This window comes from Nonomuraea sp. NPDC002799 (assembly GCF_053592075.1).
Genome location: NZ_JBSFVA010000009.1, coordinates 129,968 through 153,244, shown reverse-complemented (window position 1 = coordinate 153,244; position 23,277 = coordinate 129,968). Strand labels below are relative to the sequence as shown.

Genomic DNA, 23,277 nt, shown 5'->3' with positions numbered 1-23,277 from the left:
AGCAAGTGACCACTTACGTCAAGACCCTCCTTGACCGATCAGGTCGGCCGCCTTCTCTCCGATCATGATGGCCGGGGCGTGGGTGTGGCCGCGGTTGAGCGTCGGCATGATCGACACGTCCACGACCCTGAGGCCCTCGACGCCGCGTACACGCAGCGCGGGATCCACGACGGAGGCGTCGTCGGTGCCCATGCGGCAGGTGCCGACCGGGTGATAGAGGGTCTCGCCGCGCTCGCGTACCCACTGGGCGAGCTCCTCGTCGCTCTCCGGCGCCCAGTAGGGCGCCATCGGGCCGCCCGCGTACGGCTTCATCGCGGCGGTGGCGAAGATCTGCTTGGCCGTCTTTAACCCCGCGACCAGCCGCTTGACGTCGCCCTCCGCGGCCAGGTAGCCGGGGTCGATCACCACGTCCCGGCCGTTCAGCCCGACCCTGCCGCGGCTCTCCGGCTGCAGCAGCACGACCCCGACGGTGATCCCGTGACCGGTCGGCGGGACGAGCCCGTGGTCGATGAACGGCCCGGGCGCGAAGACCAGCTCGATGTCGGGCGCGGGCTCCTCCTCGGAGGTCCTGATGAACGCGACCGCCTCGCCCACGTTCGTGGTGAGCATGCCGGAGCGCAGGACGATGTAGCGCAGCAGATTGACGATCGACTCGGCCTTGGTGAGCGTCACGGGCTGCTTGCACTCGACGAACACGCCGGTCGAGAGGTGGTCCTGCAAATTCTTGCCCACCTCGGGCGACTCGTGCACGACCTCGATCCCGGCGTCGCGCAGCTCGTCGGCCGCGCCCACGCCCGAGCGCATGAGCAGGTACGGCGAGCCGATCGCGCCGCCCGACAGGATGACCTCGCGCCTGGCCTTGATCTGGGTGCCACCGCTGTGCTCGATGCCGGTGGCCCGCCTGCCGTCGAACGTCACGCGGTCGACGGTGGCCCCGGTGAGCACGTGCAGGTTGGGCCGCGCGGCGGCCGGATGCAGGTAGGCGTCGGCCGAGCTCCACCTGCGGCCCCGGTTCTGGGTGACGGGGGTGGGGCAGTAACCCTCGTTGGAGCGGCCGTTCAGCTCGCCGAGGCGGGTGAGGCCGAGCTCCGCGCAGGCTTTGAGGAAGGCGGCGGTGGTGACGTTGGGGCTGCGCAGCTCGGAGACGTAGAGCGGGCCCGAGGTGCCGTAGACGTCGCCCCGGTTGCTGCCGACGCGGCGCTCGGCCCTGGTGAAGTACGGCAGGACGTCGTCGTACGTCCAGCCGGGCACCTCCCACTGGTCGTAGTCGCGCTGGCAGCCGCGCACCCACATCTGGGCGTTGAGCGAGGATGAGCCGCCGAGCACGCGGCCCCTGGGCCAGTAGAGCTCGCGGCCCGACATCTCGTCCTGTTTGGCGGTGGTGTAGTTCCAGTCGTAGTCGGTCTTGAACAGCTTGGCGAAGCCGGCGGGCATGCGGATCTCCAGCTTGTCGTCCTTGCCCCCCGCCTCCACCAGCGCGACCGAGACGCCTGGGTCCGCCGACAGCCTGTTGGCCAGCACGCACCCGGCGGAGCCGGCGCCCACGATCACGTAGTCGTACTCCATGGCCCCTCCCAGGGCGTAAGTAACTTCCTACTTGCTTACTCCAAGGCGGGCAGGCACGTCCATATCCAGTTGTAACCTCTGTTACCTACCGGCCGGTATGCCCGCCCTGCGAAGATGGCGCCGAAGCCGGCTTAGAGGGAGGAAGGCGTCATGCTCAACCTGTCGATCGTCCTGGAGGACAGCGCCAGGAACACCCCGGACGGCACCGCGATCGTCTTCGGCGACATGCGGCTGCCGTACTCCATGATCGACACCGTCGCCAACCAGGTGGCGAACCTGCTGGTGGCGCGCGGCATCGGCAAGGGCGACAAGGTGGCACTGGCCTGCCCCAACCTGCCGTACTTCCCGTTCGTCTACTACGGCATCCTGAAGGCCGGCGCGACCGTGGTGCCGCTGAACGTGCTGCTCCAGAGCCGGGAGATCGCCTACCACCTCGACGACAGCGACGCCAAGGCGCTGTTCTGCTTCGAGGGCACGCCGGAGCTGCCGCTGGGCGAGCGGGGCAAGGCGGGCTTCGAGGCGGCCGAGGGCTGCGAGCACTTCTTCGTGCTGCCCGCCACCCCGCTGGCCGTCGAGTCCGAGTACGGCGAGTCGATCTGGGCCGCCCTCGGCGGAATGGCGGCCGAGTTCACGACCGTGCAGACCGCGCCCGACGACACCGCGGTGATCCTCTACACCTCCGGCACGACGGGACAGCCCAAGGGCGCCGAGCTCAGCCACCAGAACATGTTGCTGAACGCCATGGTCAGCGACAAGATGTTCCCCCGGACCGACGGCGGCGACACCTACCTGGCGGTGCTGCCGCTCTTCCACTCCTTCGGCCAGACCGTCTGCCTGAACACCGGTTTCCTGCGCGGCGCCACCGTCGCGCTGATGCCGCGCTTCGACGCGGGCGAGGCGCTCGCGCTCATCGTCAAGGAGAACGTCACCTTCTTCGCCGGGGTGCCGACGATGTACTGGGGCATGCTCACCAAGATCCACGCGGAGGGCGCCGAGGTGCCCCGCTCCCTGCGCGTGGCCGTGGCGGGCGGCGCGTCCTCTCCGGTGGAGGTGCTGAAGGACTTCGAGCAGACCTTCGGCATCGGCATCCTGGAGGGGTACGGCCTGTCGGAGACCTCACCGGTGGCCAGCTTCAACCAGCCGGGCCGCCCCGCCAAGGCCGGCACGATCGGCACCCCGATCTGGGGTGTGGAGATGAAGCTCATCGATGACGACTGGAAGACCGTCGAGGGCGAGGGCCCCGGCGAGATCGCCATCCGGGGCCACAACATCATGAAGGGCTACTACGGGCGGCCCGAGGCCAGCGCCGAGGTGATGCGGGACGGCTGGTTCCGTACGGGCGACATCGCGACCCGGGACGCCGACGGCTACTACGCCATCATCGACCGGGCCAAGGACATGATCATCCGGGGCGGGTTCAACGTCTATCCGCGCGAGCTCGAAGAGGTCCTCATGACCCACGAGGCCGTGTCGCTGGCGGCCGTGGTGGGGGTCTCCCACGAGTCCCACGGCGAGGAGGTCAAGGCGTACATCATCCGCACGCCCGGCTCGACGACCACGGAGGACGAGCTGATCGCCTGGTCCAAGGCCAACATGGCGGCCTACAAGTATCCCCGGATCATCGAGTTCCGCGACTCCCTGCCGATGACGGCCACCGGCAAGATCCTCAAGCGCGAGCTGCGCTGACCCCCCGCGAAGGGCGCGGGCACCGTCCCGCGCCCTTCGCGTGCGGCGCTCAAGAGCTCTGCGCACGGATGCGGTCTATCAGCCGCCATACGTCGGAGCTGGGGTTCGACCCTGCGGGCGAACCGTCGCCACTATTCGCTGAACGACTCTCCACGTCCACGCTTCTCTTCGCGTAAATCGCACTCCCTCCGCCTCTGTGCCGCCTGCACAAGCTGGAGCGGTCCGCCGTGGAAGTCGTCGACCACCACGATCACCCGCTCCCTGTGGAGCCGGTACCAGTGCAGGAGGTAGGTGGGCTCGGTCTTCTTTCCTTCGGTGAAGACCAGAATGGATCGACGTTTCGCGCTCGACGACGGCTTGCGCCGCTGAGAGCCCTGGCTCCGGCCTGCCATTCACACCTGTCCAGAAGTGATGAGCCGAGCGGCCTCATCGAACTCATAAGCGCTCACAATGGGTGTGGCGCCGTACCGGCCGGCCAGATAACGCTTGCCGATCGCCTCTTCGCGTCGCGGACTCAGATCCGAAAGCGAATAGAGACGGCTGCTGCCGTCAACCAGCTTTTCGGTGAACCAGATCTGGTCCCGGCCCAGCACGCGGCTCCGCGTGGCATCGCCGAGCAGCGTGGCGTCGTGCGAGCTGAAGATCAGTTGCGCTCCCCGGGAGTTGGCCTCCGGGTCCTGGAACAGCGCGATGATCCGCTCGACCAGCACGGGATGCAGGCTCGCCTCAAGCTCATCGGCCAGCAAGATGCTGCCCCGTTCGATAGCGGTGACAATCGGCCCGATCAGCCCAAGCCAGACCAGGGTGCCCAGGGACTCCTCGTTCACGTCGAAGTCGATGTTTCCATCGGCCCCACGATGACTGAGGACCAGCCCGAGCTCCGTGAGGTCGACATCCGGGATCCCTTCGGTCTCCTCCTCCCGCCCCGCGAGGATCTGCACCGCTCGGCGAACCCGTTCGACGACCTTGGGATCGAGCGGGCGGATCCGCACATCGGAGATGCCCAGATCCGCCGCCCTCAGCAGAGCCAGGACCCTCTCGCGGCTCTCCTCGCCACGCAGAAGGTGAGTCGTGTAGGCCCACCGGCGCTGCCTGCTCGACGCCTCAGCGAGCTGAAGACCGCCCTCGAACCACTGGAAGAGCGGAAGGAGGTCAGGGTGGGCGCTTGCGGCCGCAGACGAGAGGAACAGGGCGTTCGGCCGAGTGATCTTTTCGACGGCGCGGCCGATGCCCCGGTTACGAGCTCCGAGCTCGAGCGGTTTGTCCGCTTCTCGAAGAAAGAGCAGGGTGGCACGGCCACGTGGGTACCGATAGGCCCATTCGCGCAAGACTCTTTCGTCGTCGAAGGTTACGCCGTACTCGTGCCGCACCCCGTTGAGCACCAGATCGACCTCGAAGCGGGTGGGCTTGCCGGTAGCAGCCGGATCGAGCCGGAAGGCATGGCGCGGCATTCCGCCAGACGGATCACCAGAGCGGAATGACATGAGAACGTGGTCACGAAATTCGGCCAGAGCCCTGAGCAAATTGCTCTTACCTGAACCATTCGCTCCGAAGATTCCGGCCACAGGGAGAACCTTGACGGGCCGGCCCCCCTCTCGCCAGGGCACCTGACGGGGCACTCCCTCTTCCGCGAGCGCCGTGGCCTCCAAGGAGAGCTCCAGCGGGTCACGGAACGATCGGACGTTCTCAGCTCGAAATGCCAGAAGCATCGAGATCTGACCAGCTTCTGCGGCCTTCATGAGCACGATTATTGCGGGAAACCTGCATTCTTTCAATGTAGCGAGGGTCAGTATCCGCTTATAGCGGAGTAAGGGGACCATCAACGCAATTCACTCGGCGCGGGCTTGCCGCGTCCGAGCGCGACCTGTGACGGGCGCCAGAGGAGCCCCGGGCGACCTCGCCCCGGCGTACCCTCCGTCGTTGCTAACAACTCGGAAACGAGAAACCGATTCGCGCTCGACTCGCGCTCAGTGTAATCATACGATCACGCCAAGAAGTCAGGCGCGAGGCAAAGGAGACCGCGTGGGCAGGCACGAGAAGCCCCACAGTCCCAAGGACAGGCCGGACGACTCCCAAGAAGGCTCCCACCGGGACGAGACCCAGGCGAGCCGCGGCAAGCACGCGGCGGTCTCGGACGAGACGTAGGGCCCTTTCCAGAACCCCGGTCGGGGACCCGCCAATGACCCGATCGGCCGGCCCGCCACCTCGGTGAGTTCCTGCCTTTCTCACCGGGGTGGCGGGCCTCAACCGGCGTCGAGCAACGCCATGGCCATCGCCTGGACGGACCGCGTGAAGCGCCGCGGGTCGTCGGGCGGCGTCAGATGGCGCACCAGGTCCCCGTCGAAGACCGCCAGGATGGCGTGCGCCAGGAAGCCGGCGTCCAGGTCGGGGCGGGCCTCGGTGAGCAGGGCGCTGAGATGGCGGTGCCAGGAGCGATAGCTGGGGTCGGCGTACTTGTCCTCGGCGCAGGCCTGCTCGTGCGCGGACAGCAGGATGGCGTTGCCCTCCGCGATCGCGCCGAGCCCGTCGAGGAAGGCGAGCAGCCGTTCCCGCGCCGGCGCTCCCGGGCCGAGCGGCGCAGGCCCGTTCACCACCGCCTCGCGCAAGTACTGCGATCTCTCCTCCAGCAGCGCCTGCAGGAGCCCCGCGCGGCTGCCGAAGCGCCGGAACACCGTGCCCTTGCCCACCTCGGCCAGGGCGGCCACCCGATCGAGGGAGACGTGGTCGCCCCCGCCCTCCGCCAGCAGCCGCTCGGTCGCGCGCAGGACGGCCTGACGATTGCGCGCCGCGTCGGCGCGTTCCGCGCGGCCTTCGGCCACCGCGCACCCCATTCCCTGTTGCGGACTATCGGTCCGCATATGCTACCGTCCCGGACATCCGGACTGACAGTCCGGATATTTCGTCCCCCTATCGCGGAGAAGGTCATGCGAGCTCTCATCGTCGATCCCGGCGCCCCCGCCTCCCTGCGCCTCGGCACCGCGCCGGACCCCCGGCCGGCGCCCCACCAGCTCGTCCTCGACGTCCGGCACCTCTCGCTCAACCGCGGCGAGGTGGCCTTCGCCGGGCAGCGGCCGCCCGGCACCGTGCACGGTTACGACGCGGCCGGCGTGGTGGCACGCGCGGCGGAGGACGGCACCGGCCCGGCCGCCGGCACGAGGGTCGTGGCGTTCGGCGGCGGAGCGTGGGCGGAGCACATGGCGGTGGACACGACCGCGGTGGCGGCGGTGCCGGACGGGGTCGACCTGGCCGGTGCGGCCGCGCTGCCGATGGCCGGCATCACCGCGCTGCGTACGCTGCGCTCCCGCTCGGTCCTGGGCCGGCGGGTGCTGATCACCGGCGCGGCCGGTGGAGTGGGCCGCTACGCGATCCAGCTCGCCGCCCTGGGCGGCGCCCACGTGATCGCCTCGGTGGGCTCGGCGGCCCGTGCCAAGGGCCTGGCCGAGCTGGGCGCCGATGAGGTCGTGATCGGCCTGGACGGCATCGACCGGCCGGTCGACCTCATCCTCGACAACGTGGGCGGGGCGCAGCTCGTCGAAGCCTGGAAGTTGCTCGCGCCGGGCGGCGGCGTGCAGAACATCGGCTGGGCCTCTGACGAGCCGGCGGTGTTCGAGCCGTATTCGTTCTTCTCCATGGGCCCGGCCAAGACGATGAGCACGTTCGGGGACGTCCACGAGGTCGGGCCGGACCTGGCCACGCTGCTGGGCTTCGTGGCGGCGGGGAAGTTGTCACCCGAGGTGGACTGGCGCGGGCCGTGGGAGAAGATCGCGGAGGCGGGCCAGGCACTGCTGGGCCGGCGGATCGCGGGCAAGGCCGTTCTGGACGTCGCCTAGCTGAGCGGGATCGGGCCCCGGGGCCCGGTCCCGCTCAGTCACCCGATCAGGGCCAGTCGACGGACGGGCGGAGCTGCACGCCCGAGTGGCCCTGGTCGTCCAGTTTCACGCCCAGCACCTGGTGGAGCTGGACCTTGTTGCGCTGGAAGCCGACGATGCAGCCCGCCATGTAGAGGGCCCACACCCGGGCCGTCCCCATGCCGACCTCCTGGACCGCGGCCTCCCAGTTGGCCTCGAGGTTGTCGCACCAGAAGCGGAGCGTCCTGGCGTAGTGCTCCCGGAGGTTCTCCTCGTGCCTGATCTCGAAGCCGATGTCCTCCATCTGCCGCACCAGCCAGCCCACCGACTCCAGCTCGCCGTCGGGGAAGACGTAGCGGTTGATGAAACCGCCCTTGTTGAACGTCTTCTCCTTGCCGGTCGGCCTGGTGATGCAGTGGTTGAGGATGCGGCCGCCCGGCCTGAGCTTGCCGTACAGGAACTCGAAGTAGGAGGGCACGTTGGCCTTGCCGATGTGCTCGGTGAGGCCGATGGAGCTGACCGCGTCGAAGTCGGCCTCCTGGACGTCGCGGTAGTCCATGAAGCGCACCTCGGCCAGGTCCTGGAGACCGGCGTCGGCGATGGCCTTCTGGGCCCACTCCGCCTGCTGCTTGCTCAGCGTCACGCCCAGGGCCTTGACGCCGTAGTGCCGGGCGGCGTGCATCACCATGCCGCCCCAGCCGCAGCCGACGTCGAGCAGGCGCATGCCCGGCTTGAGGTCCAGCTTCTTGGCCACCAGGTCGAACTTGGCGTGCTGAGCCTCTTCCAGCGTCGAGTCCTCGGCGGGGAAGACGGCGCAGGTGTAGGCCATGGACGGGCCGAGCACCCACTCGTAGAAGCGGTTGGAGACGTCGTAGTGATGGTGGATGGCCTCGGCGTCACGCTGCTTGGCGTGGCGCGAGCCCAGCCGGGCCAGGGCGCTCTGCCGCATCTCCTGCGGAGGTGCGGGCACCCGCATGAGGAGCGGCTTCACCCCGAGCGCCCGGACCGCGTCGAGCTTCTCGGACGCGCTCAGGTCGTTCGTCGTGATGTTCCACATGCGATCGAGCAGGGTGTACATGTCACCGTGCACGTCCATGTGGCCGGAGACGTAGGCTCGGGCCAGGCCGAGCTCCCCGGGTGCCTGCGCCAGGTAGGCGACGGCGATCGGGGATTTCACCTCAATGGCCAGGTCGGCCCCGTCCGGTCCGGCCTTGCTGCCGTCATACGCCATGAACGTGACATTCGCGTCCGTGCCGATGATCTTTTCAAAGATGGTTGCGAGAGCCATCAACTCACCTTCCCCGTACACACTTTTCGTACAGGTCCAGCAGGCGACCACTCGAGTCGTATTCCCGCTTGACCGGCCAATAGGCGTCGCCGTTGTAGAGCTGCCAGAACTGCTCGCGGGCGTAGAAGGAGGTCGAGTAGAGCGACTTGTGACCGTCGAGCTCGTGCACCTCACGCTCGATGAGCCGGTTGTAGTAACCGTCGAACTGCCCCCGCGGCAGCGGCACCATACCCCAGAATCCGAAGTTGACATACAGCTTGCCGGGCTCGAGGGGATAGATCGGCCACCGGGAGGACGCCCGCAGCGGGCACATCCAGACCGGCGTCATCCCGACCTTGTCGTGGAAGAACTCCAGGAACTCGGCGCCGCGCTCGATGGGGGCCTCGACGTCCTGGATCACGGACTCCTGCACGGGCTGGTCGCGCCAGCGGTCGACGCGGGCGGTCACGCCGTACTTGCGGTCGAGGGCCACCAGGCGGCGGTAGACGTCGGAGCGCATCCAGCGGCGCGGCATCAGCGAGCGGACCACCGGCTGCTGTACCCCGAAGGCGCGCGAGCACCAGAACCAGTCGGTGTCCCAGCGCCACAGGTAGTCGCGGATGGTCAGCCAGTCACGGTTACGCTGCTGAATCGACTGGTAGTAGATGCGCATGCCGGTGTAATCGGAGACGTAGGGCGCGCGGTCGGCGAAGCGGCCGAGCGTGACGTACATCTCGCCAGGATGGAAGAAGACGCCGTCCACGAAGTCGACGCGCTCGCCGTCGTGGACCATGCTGTCGCTGATCTCCTGCATGGCGAGCATGCACTTGGCCGCGTCGGTGAACTTCACGTGCGTCAGATGCACGTACGGCTCGACCTTGCGAAGCTTGATCCGGATGCGCAACGCGTAGCCGAGCGTCCCGTAGGAGTTGGGGAACGTCCGGAACAGGTCGCGATGCTCGTTGTCGTCGCGGGCCACGACGATGCGCCCGTCGCCGGTGAGGATTTCCAGCTCCTCGACCGACTCGTGCGGCAGGCCGTCCCTGAAGCTGCTGGACTCGATGCCGAGCCCGGTCACCGCGCCGCCGAGCGTGATGGTCTTGAGCTGCGGCACCACGTAAGGCATGAGCCCGTGCGCCAGCGTGGCGTCCACCAGGTGCTCGTACGTGGTCATGCCCTGGACCTCGGCCGTCATGGTCTCGGGGTCGACGCTGATGACCTCGTCGAGATCCCTGGCCGACAGCTTGGCCGTACGGCCCGGGTCGCGGAACCTGAACAGGTTGGACGTGGACTTGGCCAGACGGGGCGCGGCGCCACCGGGAATCTCGGCGTACGAGTGCCGGATCTGCTCTACTGCCCGCTGGTGTGCCGACATCGTCGTCGTCACCAAAGCACCCCCCTTGAGCTGGTAGAGATCGTCCGTAAGAAGGTATCTCGCACGAGCGAACCGGACTAGACCGGGGTCGTTAAAGACACGAAAACTGTTCATCGTGCCAGGTGAATCCCCTAGGAAATAGGGCTTTCCGTAAACTTCCTGGAGATCATCGGCGCGGCGCCGTTCAGGACGCCCGTGACCGCGCGGCCCTCGATCGCCGCCGCCAGGTTGTCGAGGGTGGCGGTGAGCAGGCGCGTCGTCGCCTCCGGCGTGACCCCGGCCGCGTGCGGCGACAGCAGGACGCCGGGCAGGTCGCGCAGCGGGTCGCCGGCGGGCAGCGGCTCCACGTCGAACACGTCGAGTGCGGCTCCGGCGAGCCGGCCGTCCCGCAGGCTCGCGGCCAGCGCGCGCTGGTCCACGACGCCGCCCCTGGCCGCGTTGACGAGCAGGGCGCCCTGCTTCATCCGGCCCGGATCGATCAGGCCCCGGGTCTCCTCCGACAAGGCGATCACGACGACCACGACGTCGCTGTCGGAGACCAGGCTCTCCAGGTCCTGGAAGCCGGGGTCCTCCCGTGGCGTGCGGGTCCAGTAGCTCACCTCACAGCCGAGGGCGCGGAACATCCGGGCGCACGCGGCGCCGATCGGGCCGTAGCCGACGATGCCGACGCGCCGGCCGTGCAGCTCGCGGGGCTGCAGGCCCTGCTGCGGCCACGCGCCCGCGCGGACGGCGGCGTCGGCCTCGGCCAGTTTGCGCGACAGCGCCAGTGTGGCGGCCAGGCACCACTCCGAGACCGCGACGACGCTGACGCCCGGTGTGTTGGCCAGCGGCACCCCGGCCGCCGCCAGGGCGTCGAGGTCGTGACCGTCGACGCCGACCGACGGCTGCTGCACGAACGCCAGCAGCGGCGCGGCGGCGACCGCCGCGGCGTCCAGCGTCAGCGTGCCCGTCCAGTCACCGAGCACGATCTCCGCCTCCGGCAGCGCGGCGAGCAGCGCGTCCCTGTCGCGGGCGGCCGGCACGCGTACCGCCACCCGGTCGCCGAGCGGGGCGAGCAGGCGGCGCATGAGCTCTTCCGGGAGAGGAGGCAGGGCGAGCAGGTTCCAGGGACTCATGCCCCCACAGTAAAGCTGCTGATCACCTGCCGCATCAGCCCCCGGTTACGCTGCCATTGGCTTTCGGGGACCGTCCAGGACAGGACGTAGGCCGCGTCGCCGATGGCCACCACGCGGCGTACCTCGCGGTAGCGCATGCCGGGCTTGACCCACGGCGCGTCGCCGGTCTCGCCCGCGGTCCAGGAGCACTCCCACTCCACGGCCTTCACGCCCTGGTGCGTGACCGTCCGCAGGCCGCGGCCCGTGACCGTCCGCCCCTGCTGCTTCAGCGTCTCCTGGGTGTCGCGCAGGAGCTGGTTGGGGTCGAGGGTGGAGTAGCTGGCCTCGATGGCGAGGTGGGCGTTGCCGTCCCTGCGCGTCCACTCGGTGGCGGCCTCGCGGAGCGCGCCCCGCCAGCCGGTCGGCCGCATGATCGACCAGCCGTCGCGCGACTTCCACGCGCGGACCGCCGGGACGATCCTGCTGACGCTGGGCGTCGGGGTGGGCGACGCGCTCGGCTCCGGCGTCGGGGCGGCGGCCGGCGTGAGCGGGCTGGTGGCCGCCGCGGGCACGGTGGCGGCGCGCGGGGTGCCCTCCGCAGGGGAGGCGAGCTCGAAGTACGCGACCGCGCCGCCCGCGATCACCAGGACCGCCGCCGCGCCCGCCGCGAGCAGGGCCCGGCCTCTGCCCCTGCCAGGCCGTTTCTCCGGCATGTCCTGGTCGGCGTGCGGGGGCTTGGTCGAGGCGATCTCGGTCAGCAGCCGCTCGGCCCCCTCGGCGTCGAGCCGCTGCTCCGGCTCCTTCTGCAACAGGCCGCGCAGGACCGGATGCATGATGGGCGGGATCCTGCGGTAGTCGGGCTCCTCGGTGAGCAGCGCGTTCAGCGTCGCCATGGGGTCGCCCCGCTCGAACGGCGAGCGCCCCACCATGCAGGCGTACAGCGTGGCGCCCAGCGACCACAGGTCGGAGGCGGGGCCCGAGTCGACCGCGCGCACCCGTTCGGGGGCGAGGAAGCTCGGCGAGCCCGTGACCATGCCGGTGCTGGTGAGCGAGGGATCGCCTTCGAGCGTGGCGATGCCGAAGTCGGTCAGCACGGCCCGGCCGTCGTCGGTCATCAGGATGTTGCTGGGCTTGACGTCCCGGTGCAGGATGCCGGCCGCGTGGGCGGCCCGCAGCGCGGACAACACCTGCCGGCCGACGTCCGCCGCCTGCCGTACGGGCAGGGCCCCCGAGGTGAGCACGACCTGCTCGACCGAGGGATGGCGCAGCAGCTCCATCACGACCCAGGGCCGCCCGCCCTCCTCGACCACGTCGTAGACCGCGACGACGGACGGGTGGTTGAGCTTGGCGGCGGTGCGCGCCTCGCGGGCGGTCCGCAGGAGCTGGCGCTCCTGTTCGCCCGGCGAAAGGCTGTCCGGCAGCAGCACTTCCTTGATGGCCACCTGCCGGTTGAGCAAGGTGTCGTGGCCTTCCCAGACCACGCCCATCCCCCCGCGACCCAGTTCGTGCAGTAATTGGTAGCGCGCTGCGACGAGCCGGTTGCTATCCGAAACCATGTCCTACCCCTGTAGGGGCGCAAGCGCCCTGCTGCAGACAACCGCTGAACGCGAATGCCCGTAGACCACCCGATCAGTGGACAAGTTTCCCACACCTGCACCCGCTTCGCCGGAAGGTCGGGAAGGCGGCTTGCCACAGGTCACCGAATGTTGTTCTACTGAGGCAGAGCCCACACTCAAAGGGAGATGGTAATGCCTGGAGTCCGTCAGGGTCCGCTGACCGGGATTCGCGTGCTGGAGCTCGCCGGGCTCGCGCCCGGGCCGTTCGCCGGGATGATGCTGGCCGACCACGGGGCCGAGGTGCTGCGGGTGGACCGGGTCAAGGCGGTCTCCGACCGGCCGCGTACGGATGTGATGGACCGCGGCAAGCAGACGATCGGCCTGGACCTGAAGTCGCCCGAGGGCGTCGCGGCGTTCAAGGAGCTGGCGCGGAACGCCGACGCGGTGATCGAGGTCTTCCGGCCGGGCGTGGCGGAACGGCTCGGCATCGGCCCCGACGACCTGCACGCGGTGAACGAGCGGCTGGTCTACGGCCGGATGACCGGCTGGGGACAGGACGGCCCGCTGGCGTCCACGGCCGGGCACGACATCGACTACATCGCCGTCTCCGGCATCCTGTCGATGCTGGGCAGGGAGGGCGAGAAGCCGACGCCGCCGATCAATATCCTGGGCGACTTCGCCGGCGGCGGGCTCATGCTCGCCTACGGGGTGCTGCTGGCGCTGTTCGAGCGGGAGCGCACCGGCAGGGGCCGGGTGATCGACGCGGCCATGGTGGACGGGGCGGCGATCCTGTTCTCGATGTTCTACCAGGCCGTGCAGAGCGGTTTCTGGGGGCCCAGGGGCACGAACCTGCTGGACACCGGCGCTCCGCAGTACGACACGTACGAGACCGCCGACGGCCTGCACCTGGCGGTGGGCTCGCTGGAGCCGCAGTTCTGGGAGGCGATGGTGAGCCTCATGGGGCTGACCGGCCTGCCCGACAGGAACGACCGGGCGCAGTGGCCCGCGCTGCGGGCCCGCCTGGCCGCGGAGTTCAAGACCAGGACGCGAGCCGAGTGGGAGGCCGTCTTCGACGGCTCCGACGCCTGCGTCTCCCCCGTGTTGTCGATGGGCGAGGCCGCCGCTCATCCGCACAACGTCGCCCGCGGCCTGTTCACCGACGTCGGCGGGGTCACCCAGCCGCATCCCGCGCCCCGCCTGCGGGGCGTTCCCGCTCAGGATCTCTCCCCCGCCACCCGCCTGGACGACCTGTCCGGGTGGGGCCTGTCGCGGGAGGAGGCCGACAAGCTACGCGCGCAAGGGGTGCTCGCATGATCGACTTACTCGACGGCGACATGTACGCCACCGACCCCACTCCCGTCTACGCCTGGCTGCGCGAGCACGCCCCCGCCTACCACGACGAGGCCAACGGCCTGTGGGGCATCTCACGGCACGCCGACATCTCGGCCATCGAGCGCGACCCCAAGTTGTGGACCAGCACCGTCGGCTACCGCCCCCAGCTTCCCTCGGAGCCGTCGATGATCGGCCTGGACGATCCCGAGCACGCCGAGCGCCGCCGCCTCGTCTACCGCCGTTTCACCCCCCGCCACGTCCACGAGAGTTACGCCGGCCGCGTCCGCGAGGTCGTCGTCGAGCAGCTCGACCGGGCGCTGGAGCGCGGCACGGTGGACGCGGTGGCCGACCTGGCCGCGCCGCTGCCGGCCCGTGTGATCGGCTGGCTGCTCGGCTTCCCCGACGAGGACTGGCCGCGGCTCAAGCACTGGTCGGAGACCACGATCGTGGCCGGCGGCGGCCTGCGGTACGTCACCCACGAGGCCGCCGTGGCCGCCGGCGAGTACGGCGAGGCGGTGCTGGCCCTGGCCGCCGAACGCCGTGCCCGGCCCAAGGACGACCTGCTCTCCCTGTGGTCGGCCGACCCGGGCTACGACGACGAGCACCTGGCCAACGAGGCCATGCTGCTGCTCGACGGCGGCGCGGAGACCACCAGGACGGTCATCGCCACCGCGATCGACGCGCTGATCCGCCACCCCGCGCAGTGGCGGCTGCTGCGCGCGGAGCCGGAGCTGATCGAGGGGGCGGTGGAGGAGTTCGTCAGGTGGACGACGCCGGTGCTCAACATGTGCCGCGCGGCCACCCGCGACACCTCGCTGCACGGGGCGCTCATCCCGGCGGGGCAGCAGGTGCTGCTCATGTACGGCTCCGCCAACCGCGATCCCGAGGTGTTCGACGATCCCGGGGTGTTCGACGTGACCAGGAAGGCGGGCGGGCACATCGCGTTCGGGCTGGGCACCCACTTCTGCCTGGGGGCGGCGCTGGCCCGGCTGGAGTTGCGGATCTTCTTCGAGGAGTGGCTGGCCCGGGTGGACTCGGCCGAGTGGGCGGACGAACAGGGGCCGCGCATCCTGCCCAACTCCTTCGTCAGGGGCGTGACGTCCTTCCCCGTCCGGCTCCGGCCACGCTGAACCGCGCGTAGTCCTTCAACACGATCGAGTCGTGCAGGCGGGTGCCCTTGCTGCCCAGCCTGACGGCGGCCCTGGTCAGCGCGACGGGCAGGCGGTTCATCAGCCGCACGCCCTGGGTGAGCGCCCACAGGTCCCGCCGCGTGCCCGGCACGAGCGTCCTGGCCGCGTTCACGGCGAAGCCGCGGCTGCGGCGTACGTACTCGCCGATCTCGGCCTCGTAGGCCGGGAAGGCCCGCGTGTGGTCGCCGCCGTGCGCGGCCAGCTCGCCCGCCAGGATGTACGCCCCCACGACCGCCAGGCTCGTGCTCCCGCCGACGGCGGGACCCGGGCAGTAGCCGGCGTCGCCGACGAGCGACACCCGCCCGCGTGACCACGAGTCGAGCCGGAGCTGGGTGATGGAGTCGAAGTAGAAGGCGGGCGTGTGCTCCAGCTCCGCGAGCAGCCTGGGCGTCTCCCAGCCGACGCCGGCGAAGTGCTCGCGCAGCAGCTCCTTCTGCCGGTCGACGTCCCTGTGGTGGTAGTCGAGCTCCCGCGGCGGCCTGAACAGGAACAGCGCCCGCGCGTCGGTCAGGTGCCTGGCGCCGTACAGGGCGGCCAGTCTGCCGACCCCCGTGATGCCCTCCACGCGGCCGTCGAGCGCCAGATGGTTGGACACGGAGGCGACGGCCAGGTAGGCGCCGATCCAGCGGGTGTAGCCCGACTCGGGGCCGAAGACCAGGCGGCGCACGTTGGAGTGCAGGCCGTCGGCGCCGATCACCAGGTCGTACCGGGCCGGCTCGCCGCGCTCGAACGTCACCTCCCCGTCGGCGGAGATCGAGGTGATGGAGTCGCCGAAGACGTAGCCGACGTCGTGGCGGGTGGCGTCGTGGAAGATCTCGCTCAGGTCGTCGCGCATGATCTCGGCGTGCCGGTCGGAGATGGCCGTCATCACCCGGCGCAACTCCAGCTCCGCGGGCCGGCGGCCGCCCTCGGTGTGCATCGTGAGCCGCTCCGTGCCGGTCTTCCTGGCCAGAACCGGCTCCAGCACGCCCATCTGCTCGACGATGTCCATGGCGGGCCTGAACAGGTCGACGGCGTGGCCGCCCGTCTTGCGCAGCGCGGGGGCGCGCTCGACGACCGTGACGGTGAAGCCGTACCTGGTGAGCCAGTACGCCAGCGCCGGGCCTGCGACGCTCGCCCCGGAGATGAGGACCCTCATGGTCACTCCTTTTACTTAACGGAAGGTAAGTAAGACGCTAGCACGGTCATCTACTTAACGGTAGGTAAGCGATAGGGTCGGGTCATGCCCAGTGACACCAAGGCCCGCATCCAGGCGGTGGCACGCGAGCTGTTCGTGCAGCAAGGCGTGCAGAACACCAGCCTGCGCCAGATCTCAGACCGGCTGGGCATCACCAAGCCCGCGCTCTACTACTACTTCGCCTCCCGCGACGAGCTGGTGCGCAGCATCGTGCAGCCGCTGGTGGAGGACATCGAGCGGTTCGTGGCCACGCGGACGGCCGGCGACGCGCGGGCGCTGCTGGAGGACTACTTCGAGATGCTCTGGCGGCACCGCGAGGTGATCGTCATGATGGTGCGCGAGTTGTCCACGCTGGGCTATCTGGATCTGGGCGAGCGCATGTTCGCCTGGCGGCGGCGGCTCATCGTCCTGCTGTTCGGGACCGAGCTCACGACGGCGCAGCACATCAGCGCGACGGTGGCCCTCGGCGGGATGTCCGACTGCGCGGTGGAGTATGCCCATCTGCCGATGGAGGAGGTCAGGCCGGCGGCGGTCGAAGCGGCGGCCGCCGCGCTCGGCCTGCCGAAGATCTAGCGGCTCTACACGGCCACGTAGAGGTCGGCGCCCTCCCGGTGGTGCACCTCAAGATCGGTGGTGAACGCGCGCGCCGGCGTGCCGCCCGACTCGGTGTGCTGCCACACCTGCTGCCACGCCTCGGCCAGAGCCTGCGGCATCGAGCCGCGCGCCGCCAGCCGCAGCGACTGGGCGGCCGGCACACGCACCGCCACCATGCCCTCGGGCAGCCGCGGCACGGTGCGCACGGCGGTGCCGACGATCTGGGTGTAAGCGCCGTGGTGGTCGCTCTCGTAGTCGGTCAGCACGGCGTACAGATTCTCGTCGACGCGGCCGGGCACGTGCGCGAAGGCCCCCGGCGCGCCCGCCCGGCCCCACAGCGCGGGCAGCTTGGCCCGAGCGGGGTCCATCTCATCGGCATTAGTGGTGCGTACGGCGATGCCGACCACGGTCAGCTCTGCTCTATCGGTGACGTCCACAAGCCTCCCTCCCCCAAATGTGTCCCGGCCGATCATAAGCCCGCGAGAAAGGGGGAAACCCCTTGATGACACTGTCGCCCCATATGATGGATGAACGTGAAGTTTCTTAACGACCTCGCACCTCACCACGATTTGACCTATAGCGACGTGTTCATGGTCCCGTCGCGCTCTTCGATCGGTTCCCGGCTCGCAGTCGACCTCTCGACCAACGACGGCACCGGCACCACCATCCCCGTCGTCGTGGCCAACATGACCGCGGTCGCGGGCCGCCGCATGGCCGAGACCGTCGCACGGCGGGGCGGCATCACCGTGATCCCCCAGGACATCCCGCTGGACGTCGTGGCGGACGTCGTCGACTGGGTCAAGAAACGCGACCTCGTCCACGACACGCCGCTGGCGCTGACCCCGCACGACACCGTCGGCGAGGCGCTGCAACTGCTGCCCAAGCGGGCCCACAACGCGGTCATCGTCGTCGACTGGGAGAACCGGCCCGTCGGCGTCGTGACCGAGGCCGACTGCCAGGGCGTGGACATGTTCACGCAGCTCTCCAACGTCATGTCCAGCGAGCTGCTGACCCTGCCCGCCGGGCTCGACCCGCGCGCCGCCTTCGACCGGCTGCACGGGGGGCGGCACCGGCTCGCGCCCATCGTGGACGACGAGGGCCGGCTGGTCGGCATCCTCACCCGCACCGGCGCGCTGCGCGCCACCCTCTACCAGCCGGCCGTCGACGCCCAGGGCCGGCTGCGCGTCGCGGCCGCGGTCGGCGTGAACGGCGACGTGGCCGCCAGGTCCAAGGAGCTGCTCGAAGCCGGGATCGACTGCCTCGTCGTGGACACCGCGCACGGTCACCAGGAGAAGATGATCTCCGCGCTGCGCGCCGTCCGGGCCCTCGACCCCGGAGTGCCCGTCGCGGCGGGCAACGTGGTGACGGCCGAGGGCGTACGCGACCTGGTGGCCGCCGGGGCCGACATCCTCAAGGTCGGAGTGGGCCCTGGCGCCATGTGCACCACGCGGATGATGACCGGTGTGGGGCGGCCGCAGTTCTCCGCCGTGCTGGAGTGCTCGGGCGAGGCTCGCCGGCTGGGACGGCACGTGTGGGCGGACGGCGGGGTGCGCCATCCGCGCGACGTGGCCCTGGCGATCGCCGCGGGAGCGTCCAACGTGATGATCGGGTCGTGGTTCGCGGGCACGTACGAGTCGCCCGGCGACACCAGGACGGACGCGGACGGGCGCAAGTACAAGGAGAACTTCGGCATGGCCTCCGCCCGCGCCGTGCTGCTCAGGACGGCGGAGGACTCGGCGTTCGACCGGGCCAGGAAGGCGTTGTTCGAGGAGGGCATCTCGACCTCCCGGATGTATCTGGATCCGCGGCGGCCGAGTGTGGAGGATCAGATCGACGCCATCGTGGCGGGGTTGCGGTCGTCGTGCACGTACGCGGGGGCGGCGACGCTGGAGGAGCTGCACGAGCAGGCGGTCGTGGGGATCCAGGGCTCGTCCGGGTTCGCGGAGGGCATGCCGCTGCACCAGAGCTGGTAAGCCCCTGGCTGCTGGGTGGGCGGCTGGGCTTTGGGGCTGAGCCGCCCGGCCTGCTGGGTGGGCGGCTGGGCCGGACGCTAAGTCCGTCTCCAGCCGCCCGCGGCGTTGATGCCGCCATCCACGTGCAGCGTCGTCCCCGTCACGAACCTCGCCAGGTCGCTGGCCAGGAACACGGCCGCCCGCGCGGCGTCCCCCGGCTCGCCGAGGTGGCCGAGCGGCGGCACGCGTACGGGGTCGTAGGGCAGCGGGCGGGCCAGCATGCGCTCGCGTACCCCCGCCTCACCCTCGGTCCTCAGGGCGTCGGGGGCGATCGCGTTCACCCGGATGCCCCGGGGCGCCAGCTCCAGCGCCAGCGTCTTCGTCAGGCTCTCCAGCCCGGCCTTCATCGCCGCGTACACCGCGAACCCCGGCGCGGCCTGGTGCGCCTCGCTGGAGGTGATGTTGATGATCGACGCGCCCGCCGGCATCAACGGCAGCAGCCTGCGGGTCATGCCGGTGACCTGCGTGAAGTTCTCCTCGATGAGGATCTGCTCGCCGCGCGGGGAGGTGTCGGCGAACGCGGCGTGGAAGGTGCCGCCCGCGTTGTTGACCAGCACGTCGACGCGGCCCCAGCGCTCGCGTACGGCCTGGGCGAACACCTCCACCGCCACGTGGTCGCGCACGTCGAGCCGCATCGCCAGCTCCGCCCGCGGCTTGTCGCGGTCGCAGACCGCGACGTGGGCGCCGAACGCGGCGAACGCCTCCGCGATCGCCAGCCCGATGCCTCTGGCCGCGCCGGTCACGACGGCCACGCGACCGGAGAGCAGGATCGCGTCAGGAGAAAGGGCGGCCATGAACGACGACGATATCCCGACCGCATAGAGTCGTCGGGTCCATTCCGATCGTCAACCATCATCAACAGGAGCACTTCGTGGCACTCGAGAAGCCCGAGATCGACTTTCCCGGGGGCAACCCGCCCAAGGACCTCGAAATCGTCGATCTGACCGTGGGCGACGGCACCGAGGCCAAGCCTGGCCACAACGTCAAGGTTCACTACGTGGGCGTCGCGTTCTCCACCGGCGAGGAGTTCGACGCGTCGTGGAACCGCGGCGACGCCTTCGAGTTCCCGCTCGGCGGCGGGCGCGTCATCGCGGGCTGGGACCAGGGGGTCGCGGGCATGAAGGTCGGCGGCCGGCGCAAGCTGGTCATCCCGCCGCACCTCGGCTACGGCAGCCGTGGCGCCGGCGCGGCCATCAAGCCGAACGAGACGCTCATCTTCGTCGTCGACCTGCTCGGCGTCAGCTAGCGGTCACCGGCCGCCCACGGGCGAGCCGACGTACGGGGCGGGACACCACACGGCGTCCCGCCCCGTACGCGTGTCCGGGCGCGTGTCCGGGCGCGTGTCCGGGTACTGCGGCGTTCGACTGCCGTCGTGACCGCGGAAACGCCGGAGACACCAGCGACATCGACACCTGATCCGACTGGGGAAATGTCGGCTTGGTGAGGCAACATAGGCGTGTGCTTCTGATCGACGTGGTCCGAGTGTCCGAGGCGGTGACGCGCACGTCCGCCAGGCTGGGCAAGGTCGGTCATCTGGCCGAGTTGCTGGGCCGGGTCAGCCCGGCGGAGGCGGAGATCGCGATCTCCTACCTCTCGGGGGAGCTGCCCCAGCGGCAGGTGGGCGTGGGCTGGCGCACCCTGGAGGACCTCCCCCAGCCCAAGCTGGCCGCCACGGCCACGCTGACCGCGGTCGACGAGCTGCTGTCCGGGATCAAGGCGGTGGCCGGGCCGGGCTCCCAGGCGGCGCGCAGGGCCGCGGTGGCCGGGCTGTTCGCGGGTCTGACGAGCCAGGAGCAGCAGTTCATGAGCCGGCTGCTCCACGGCGAGCTGCGGCAGGGCGCCCTCGACGGCGTCATGATCGAGGCGGTGGCCAAGGCGTCCGGGGCTCCGTCGGCCGACGTGCGCCGGGCGCTCACGCTGCGCGGCTGGCTGCCCGCGGTCGGGGCCGCCGCGCTGACCGGCGGGGTGACGGCGCTGCACGCGTTCCGGCTGGAGGTGGGGCGGGCGATCTCGCCCATGCTGGCGGGCAGCGCGCCCAAGGTGGCCGCGGCTCTGGAGAAGGCGGGCACGCCCGCGGCGCTGGAGTGGAAGCTCGACGGCGTCCGGGTGCAGGCGCACCGTGCGGGCTCCGACGTGCGGGTCTTCACGCGTACGCTCGACGACATCACCGCGCAGGTGCCCGAGTTGGTCGAGGCCGTGCTGGCGATGCCGTCCGAGGATCTGGTGCTGGACGGCGAGGTGATCGCGCTGCGCTCCGACGGGCGGCCGCATCCGTTCCAGATCACCGCGAGCCGGGTGTCCAGCAAGACCAACGTCGCCCAGTTGCGCGAGCGGACCCCGTTGAGCGTCTTCTTCTTCGACGCACTGCGCGTGGACGGCGCCGACCTGCTCGACCTGCCCTATTCGGAGCGCCAGGAGGCCCTGGCGCGCACGGTCCCGCCGGGCCTTCTCACGCCGCGGCTGGTCACGGGAGACCTGGCCGAGGCGGAGGAGTTCTTCACCGACGTGGTCAAGGCGGGCCACGAGGGCCTGGTGGTCAAGGCGCTGTCCTCCCCTTACGCGGCGGGCCGGCGGGGCGCCGGCTGGATCAAGGTCAAGCCCCGGCACACGCTCGACCTGGTGGTCCTGGCCGCCGAATGGGGCCACGGCCGCCGCGAGGGCAAGCTCTCCAACCTCCATCTGGGGGCGCGCGATCCGGAGGGCGGGTTCGTGATGCTGGGCAAGACGTTCAAAGGGCTGACGGACGAGCTGCTGGCCTGGCAGACCGAGCGCTTCCTCGAACTCGCCGACGGGCCGACCGACGACTGGACGGTCAATCTGCGGCCGGAGCTGGTGGTGGAGATCGCCTTCGACGGCGTGCAGCGCTCGCCCCGCTATCCCGGGGGCATGGCTCTGCGCTTCGCCCGCGTGCTCCGCTACCGCCCGGACAAGCGGGTCGAGGACGCCGACACGGTGGACACCGTGCGCTCCCTCATGCTCTGACCACCGAACGCGAGCCCGCCAGCGAGCAGCCGCCTCACCACGTCACGCATCTTTCCCGGTGAGCCCGCGCGAGTTCTCCCTCGCGAGCCCGCGCGAGTTCTCCCTCCCGCGAGCCCGCGCGACTTTCTCCCTCCCGCGAGCCCGCGCGACTTTCTCCCTCCCGCGAGCCCGCGCGACTTTCTCCCTCCGGCGAGCCCGCGTGAATTGATCGTTTCCGCCGCCCCGCCGACGGCTTTCCCCGATATCGGCGGCCTTCCCCGGAGCTGGCAGCCCTGCTGCATATAGGGACAGCCCTAGATCGTCGCGTCCCGCACGCCTTCCTCCACATGCCGGACATTTCCCCATTCCCCAGAGGCCCGAAGATCCTCGGCGAACGCTCGGCGTTCTGGGCAATCGTGCTCTTAAGTGAGATATATCACTTGATATCCCATTAAGTTGTCTTTACTCGCTGTTTGTCGCATATGTTCTTCCCCACCGCGGGATCCCCACCCGCGCACGGATTGGCCGCCGGCCCGCCGCCACCCCCCTTGGCCTGGCCTTTCCCTCTCCTGTCCCCCATCTAGGACCGTGGTTTACGTTGGGCCAGCACTCGCTCAAGACGTCTTCTCAGGACCGCAAGCCCTCCTTCGGCAAGCGCCGCTGGACCGCCGTCGTCGCAGGCGCGGCCGTCATCGCCACCGCTTCCACCACCGCATGGGCGGCCATGGCCAACGACGAGGCCCCCACGCGCATCCTGAACGCGGCCTCCTCCCCCACCCCGGCCAAGTCGTCCCCGAACGACCCCGCCCGCCGGCCGACCCCGTCTCCCACGCTCAAGCCTCCGGCGGGCGCCCACCCGAAACCTCCCGAGAGCGCGGCGCCCAAGACGTCTGGGGCCGCGACCACCGAACCCAAGGCGCCTGAGTCCAAGACCGCCGAGGCGAGCACCACTGACACCGAGCACTCCGAGACCCCGCGCTCCGATATCGAAAGCTCCGGGCCCAAGACCGTCGAGTCCAAGGCCAAGACCGAGTCCAGGAAGTCGAAGCACCGGGTGCTCTCCTCGGGCACCTGCGGAGCCTCCTTCTACGACGAACCCCAGATGACGGCCAGCGGCGAACGTTTCAACCCGTCAGCCATGACCGCCGCCCACAAGACCCTCCCCCTGGGCAGCAAGGTCCGCGTCATCAATCCGAACAGCGGCGCATCCGTCACGGTCCGCATCAACGACCGTGGCCCGTACGCCGGCGACCGCTGTCTCGACCTGTCCGCAGCCGCCTTCTCCGCCATCGGCAACACGGACTCCGGGGTGATGAGGGTCAAGTACGAGGTGCTGGCACGCTGACCCGGGTCGCCTCAAGCACCACAAAGACACCCGCGCCCTTCGAACGACACTGAGCCACCCGAAAATGGCTTGATGTCGACAGCAGCCGAATCGTTATGAAAGGCAGCCAGAGGCGATAACGGCCGGGAGCCGAATCGGCATTTGCCCCAGCGCGTCATCTCACCTCGCCGGATCGGCCCACGGCCGACCCGGTTGCGGCACTTGTCCGAACGGATGCGCATCAGATGCCGGCGGCGGCCAGCTGCCAGCCGAAACGGTATATCGCCCGGCCCGC

The 23,277-nt window shown here is 70.0% G+C and carries 20 protein-coding genes; 10 read left to right on the top strand and 10 right to left on the bottom strand.

What is annotated here, in order from left to right:
• Positions 1 to 18: 18 nt before the first annotated feature.
• Entirely contained in the window at positions 19 to 1,566 is a 1,548-nt protein-coding gene (locus ACWD0F_RS19095) for a GMC family oxidoreductase (protein ID WP_449877098.1), read from the bottom strand.
• A 150-nt stretch (positions 1,567 to 1,716) separates the two neighbouring features.
• Here ACWD0F_RS19095 and ACWD0F_RS19090 point away from each other — a divergent pair, with 150 nt between their 5' ends.
• Positions 1,717 to 3,252, top strand: coding sequence for a long-chain-fatty-acid--CoA ligase (locus tag ACWD0F_RS19090; protein WP_449877096.1), 1,536 nt, complete (start codon positions 1,717 to 1,719; stop codon positions 3,250 to 3,252).
• A 392-nt stretch (positions 3,253 to 3,644) separates the two neighbouring features.
• Here the strand turns inward: ACWD0F_RS19090 and ACWD0F_RS19085 are convergent, their stop codons facing one another.
• The gene (locus ACWD0F_RS19085; protein WP_449877094.1) at positions 3,645 to 4,991 is read right to left on the bottom strand and encodes an AAA family ATPase; all 1,347 of its coding nucleotides are present in this window, start codon (positions 4,989 to 4,991) and stop codon (positions 3,645 to 3,647) included.
• Positions 4,992 to 5,274: 283 nt separating this feature from the next.
• Here ACWD0F_RS19085 and ACWD0F_RS19080 point away from each other — a divergent pair, with 283 nt between their 5' ends.
• On the top strand, positions 5,275 to 5,397 hold the full coding sequence (locus tag ACWD0F_RS19080; RefSeq protein ID WP_449877093.1) for a hypothetical protein: 123 nt from the start codon (positions 5,275 to 5,277) through the stop codon (positions 5,395 to 5,397).
• Positions 5,398 to 5,495: 98 nt separating this feature from the next.
• On the opposite strand, the gene ACWD0F_RS19075 is transcribed toward ACWD0F_RS19080, so the two are convergent.
• Complete coding sequence (locus ACWD0F_RS19075) at positions 5,496 to 6,071, bottom strand: TetR/AcrR family transcriptional regulator (protein ID WP_449877091.1); 576 nt, start codon at positions 6,069 to 6,071, stop codon at positions 5,496 to 5,498.
• Between the two features lie 105 nt (positions 6,072 to 6,176).
• On the opposite strand from ACWD0F_RS19075, the gene ACWD0F_RS19070 reads away from it, so the two are divergent.
• The gene (locus ACWD0F_RS19070; protein WP_449877089.1) at positions 6,177 to 7,082 is read left to right on the top strand and encodes a zinc-binding dehydrogenase; all 906 of its coding nucleotides are present in this window, start codon (positions 6,177 to 6,179) and stop codon (positions 7,080 to 7,082) included.
• Positions 7,083 to 7,128: 46 nt separating this feature from the next.
• Here the strand turns inward: ACWD0F_RS19070 and ACWD0F_RS19065 are convergent, their stop codons facing one another.
• From ACWD0F_RS19065 to ACWD0F_RS19050, 4 genes are all read right to left on the bottom strand, one after another.
• Positions 7,129 to 8,388, bottom strand: coding sequence for a class I SAM-dependent methyltransferase (locus tag ACWD0F_RS19065; RefSeq protein WP_449877088.1), 1,260 nt, complete (start codon positions 8,386 to 8,388; stop codon positions 7,129 to 7,131).
• A 4-nt stretch (positions 8,389 to 8,392) separates the two neighbouring features.
• On the bottom strand, positions 8,393 to 9,742 hold the full coding sequence (locus tag ACWD0F_RS19060; protein ID WP_449877351.1) for an FAD-binding protein: 1,350 nt from the start codon (positions 9,740 to 9,742) through the stop codon (positions 8,393 to 8,395).
• 131 nt (positions 9,743 to 9,873) lie between these two features.
• Positions 9,874 to 10,857, bottom strand: coding sequence for an NAD(P)-dependent oxidoreductase (locus tag ACWD0F_RS19055; protein WP_449877086.1), 984 nt, complete (start codon positions 10,855 to 10,857; stop codon positions 9,874 to 9,876).
• Positions 10,854 to 12,392, bottom strand: a complete 1,539-nt coding sequence (locus ACWD0F_RS19050) for a protein kinase domain-containing protein (protein WP_449877084.1) — start codon at positions 12,390 to 12,392, stop codon at positions 10,854 to 10,856. Before ACWD0F_RS19050 ends, ACWD0F_RS19055 begins: the two co-directional genes overlap by 4 nt.
• Before the next feature lie 192 nt (positions 12,393 to 12,584).
• Between ACWD0F_RS19050 and ACWD0F_RS19045 the strand changes: the two genes are divergently transcribed.
• Positions 12,585 to 13,706, top strand: a complete 1,122-nt coding sequence (locus tag ACWD0F_RS19045; protein ID WP_449877083.1) for a CaiB/BaiF CoA transferase family protein — start codon at positions 12,585 to 12,587, stop codon at positions 13,704 to 13,706.
• Complete coding sequence (locus ACWD0F_RS19040) at positions 13,703 to 14,854, top strand: cytochrome P450 (protein ID WP_449877082.1); 1,152 nt, start codon at positions 13,703 to 13,705, stop codon at positions 14,852 to 14,854. The genes ACWD0F_RS19045 and ACWD0F_RS19040 overlap by 4 nt, the downstream gene beginning before the upstream one ends.
• Here the strand turns inward: ACWD0F_RS19040 and ACWD0F_RS19035 are convergent.
• Positions 14,811 to 16,052 carry an FAD-dependent monooxygenase gene (locus ACWD0F_RS19035; protein WP_449877080.1) on the bottom strand — a complete coding sequence of 414 codons (1,242 nt, stop codon included), beginning with the start codon at positions 16,050 to 16,052 and terminating at the stop codon, positions 14,811 to 14,813. The genes ACWD0F_RS19040 and ACWD0F_RS19035 overlap by 44 nt on opposite strands.
• A gap of 84 nt (positions 16,053 to 16,136) precedes the next feature.
• Between ACWD0F_RS19035 and ACWD0F_RS19030 the strand changes: the two genes are divergently transcribed.
• The gene (locus ACWD0F_RS19030) at positions 16,137 to 16,664 is read left to right on the top strand and encodes a TetR/AcrR family transcriptional regulator (RefSeq protein ID WP_449877078.1); all 528 of its coding nucleotides are present in this window, start codon (positions 16,137 to 16,139) and stop codon (positions 16,662 to 16,664) included.
• Positions 16,665 to 16,669: 5 nt separating this feature from the next.
• Here the strand turns inward: ACWD0F_RS19030 and ACWD0F_RS19025 are convergent, their stop codons facing one another.
• Positions 16,670 to 17,122 (bottom strand): GyrI-like domain-containing protein, encoded by a 453-nt coding sequence (locus tag ACWD0F_RS19025; protein WP_449877076.1) that lies wholly within the window; start codon positions 17,120 to 17,122, stop codon positions 16,670 to 16,672.
• Between the two features lie 96 nt (positions 17,123 to 17,218).
• On the opposite strand from ACWD0F_RS19025, the gene ACWD0F_RS19020 reads away from it, so the two are divergent.
• Positions 17,219 to 18,658, top strand: coding sequence for a GuaB1 family IMP dehydrogenase-related protein (locus ACWD0F_RS19020; protein ID WP_449877074.1), 1,440 nt, complete (start codon positions 17,219 to 17,221; stop codon positions 18,656 to 18,658).
• 77 nt (positions 18,659 to 18,735) lie between these two features.
• Here the strand turns inward: ACWD0F_RS19020 and ACWD0F_RS19015 are convergent, their stop codons facing one another.
• Complete coding sequence (locus tag ACWD0F_RS19015) at positions 18,736 to 19,491, bottom strand: SDR family NAD(P)-dependent oxidoreductase (protein ID WP_449877072.1); 756 nt, start codon at positions 19,489 to 19,491, stop codon at positions 18,736 to 18,738.
• A 77-nt stretch (positions 19,492 to 19,568) separates the two neighbouring features.
• Between ACWD0F_RS19015 and ACWD0F_RS19010 the strand changes: the two genes are divergently transcribed.
• The 3 genes from ACWD0F_RS19010 (at position 19,569) to ACWD0F_RS19000 (ending at position 23,003) form a co-directional block, all read left to right on the top strand.
• Positions 19,569 to 19,943, top strand: coding sequence for an FKBP-type peptidyl-prolyl cis-trans isomerase (locus ACWD0F_RS19010; RefSeq protein WP_449877070.1), 375 nt, complete (start codon positions 19,569 to 19,571; stop codon positions 19,941 to 19,943).
• A gap of 212 nt (positions 19,944 to 20,155) precedes the next feature.
• Positions 20,156 to 21,679, top strand: a complete 1,524-nt coding sequence (locus ACWD0F_RS19005; RefSeq protein WP_449877068.1) for an ATP-dependent DNA ligase — start codon at positions 20,156 to 20,158, stop codon at positions 21,677 to 21,679.
• A 577-nt stretch (positions 21,680 to 22,256) separates the two neighbouring features.
• A complete protein-coding gene (locus tag ACWD0F_RS19000; protein WP_449877066.1) occupies positions 22,257 to 23,003 on the top strand; it encodes a septal ring lytic transglycosylase RlpA family protein in 747 nt (248 codons plus the stop codon).
• Positions 23,004 to 23,277 lie beyond the last annotated feature (274 nt).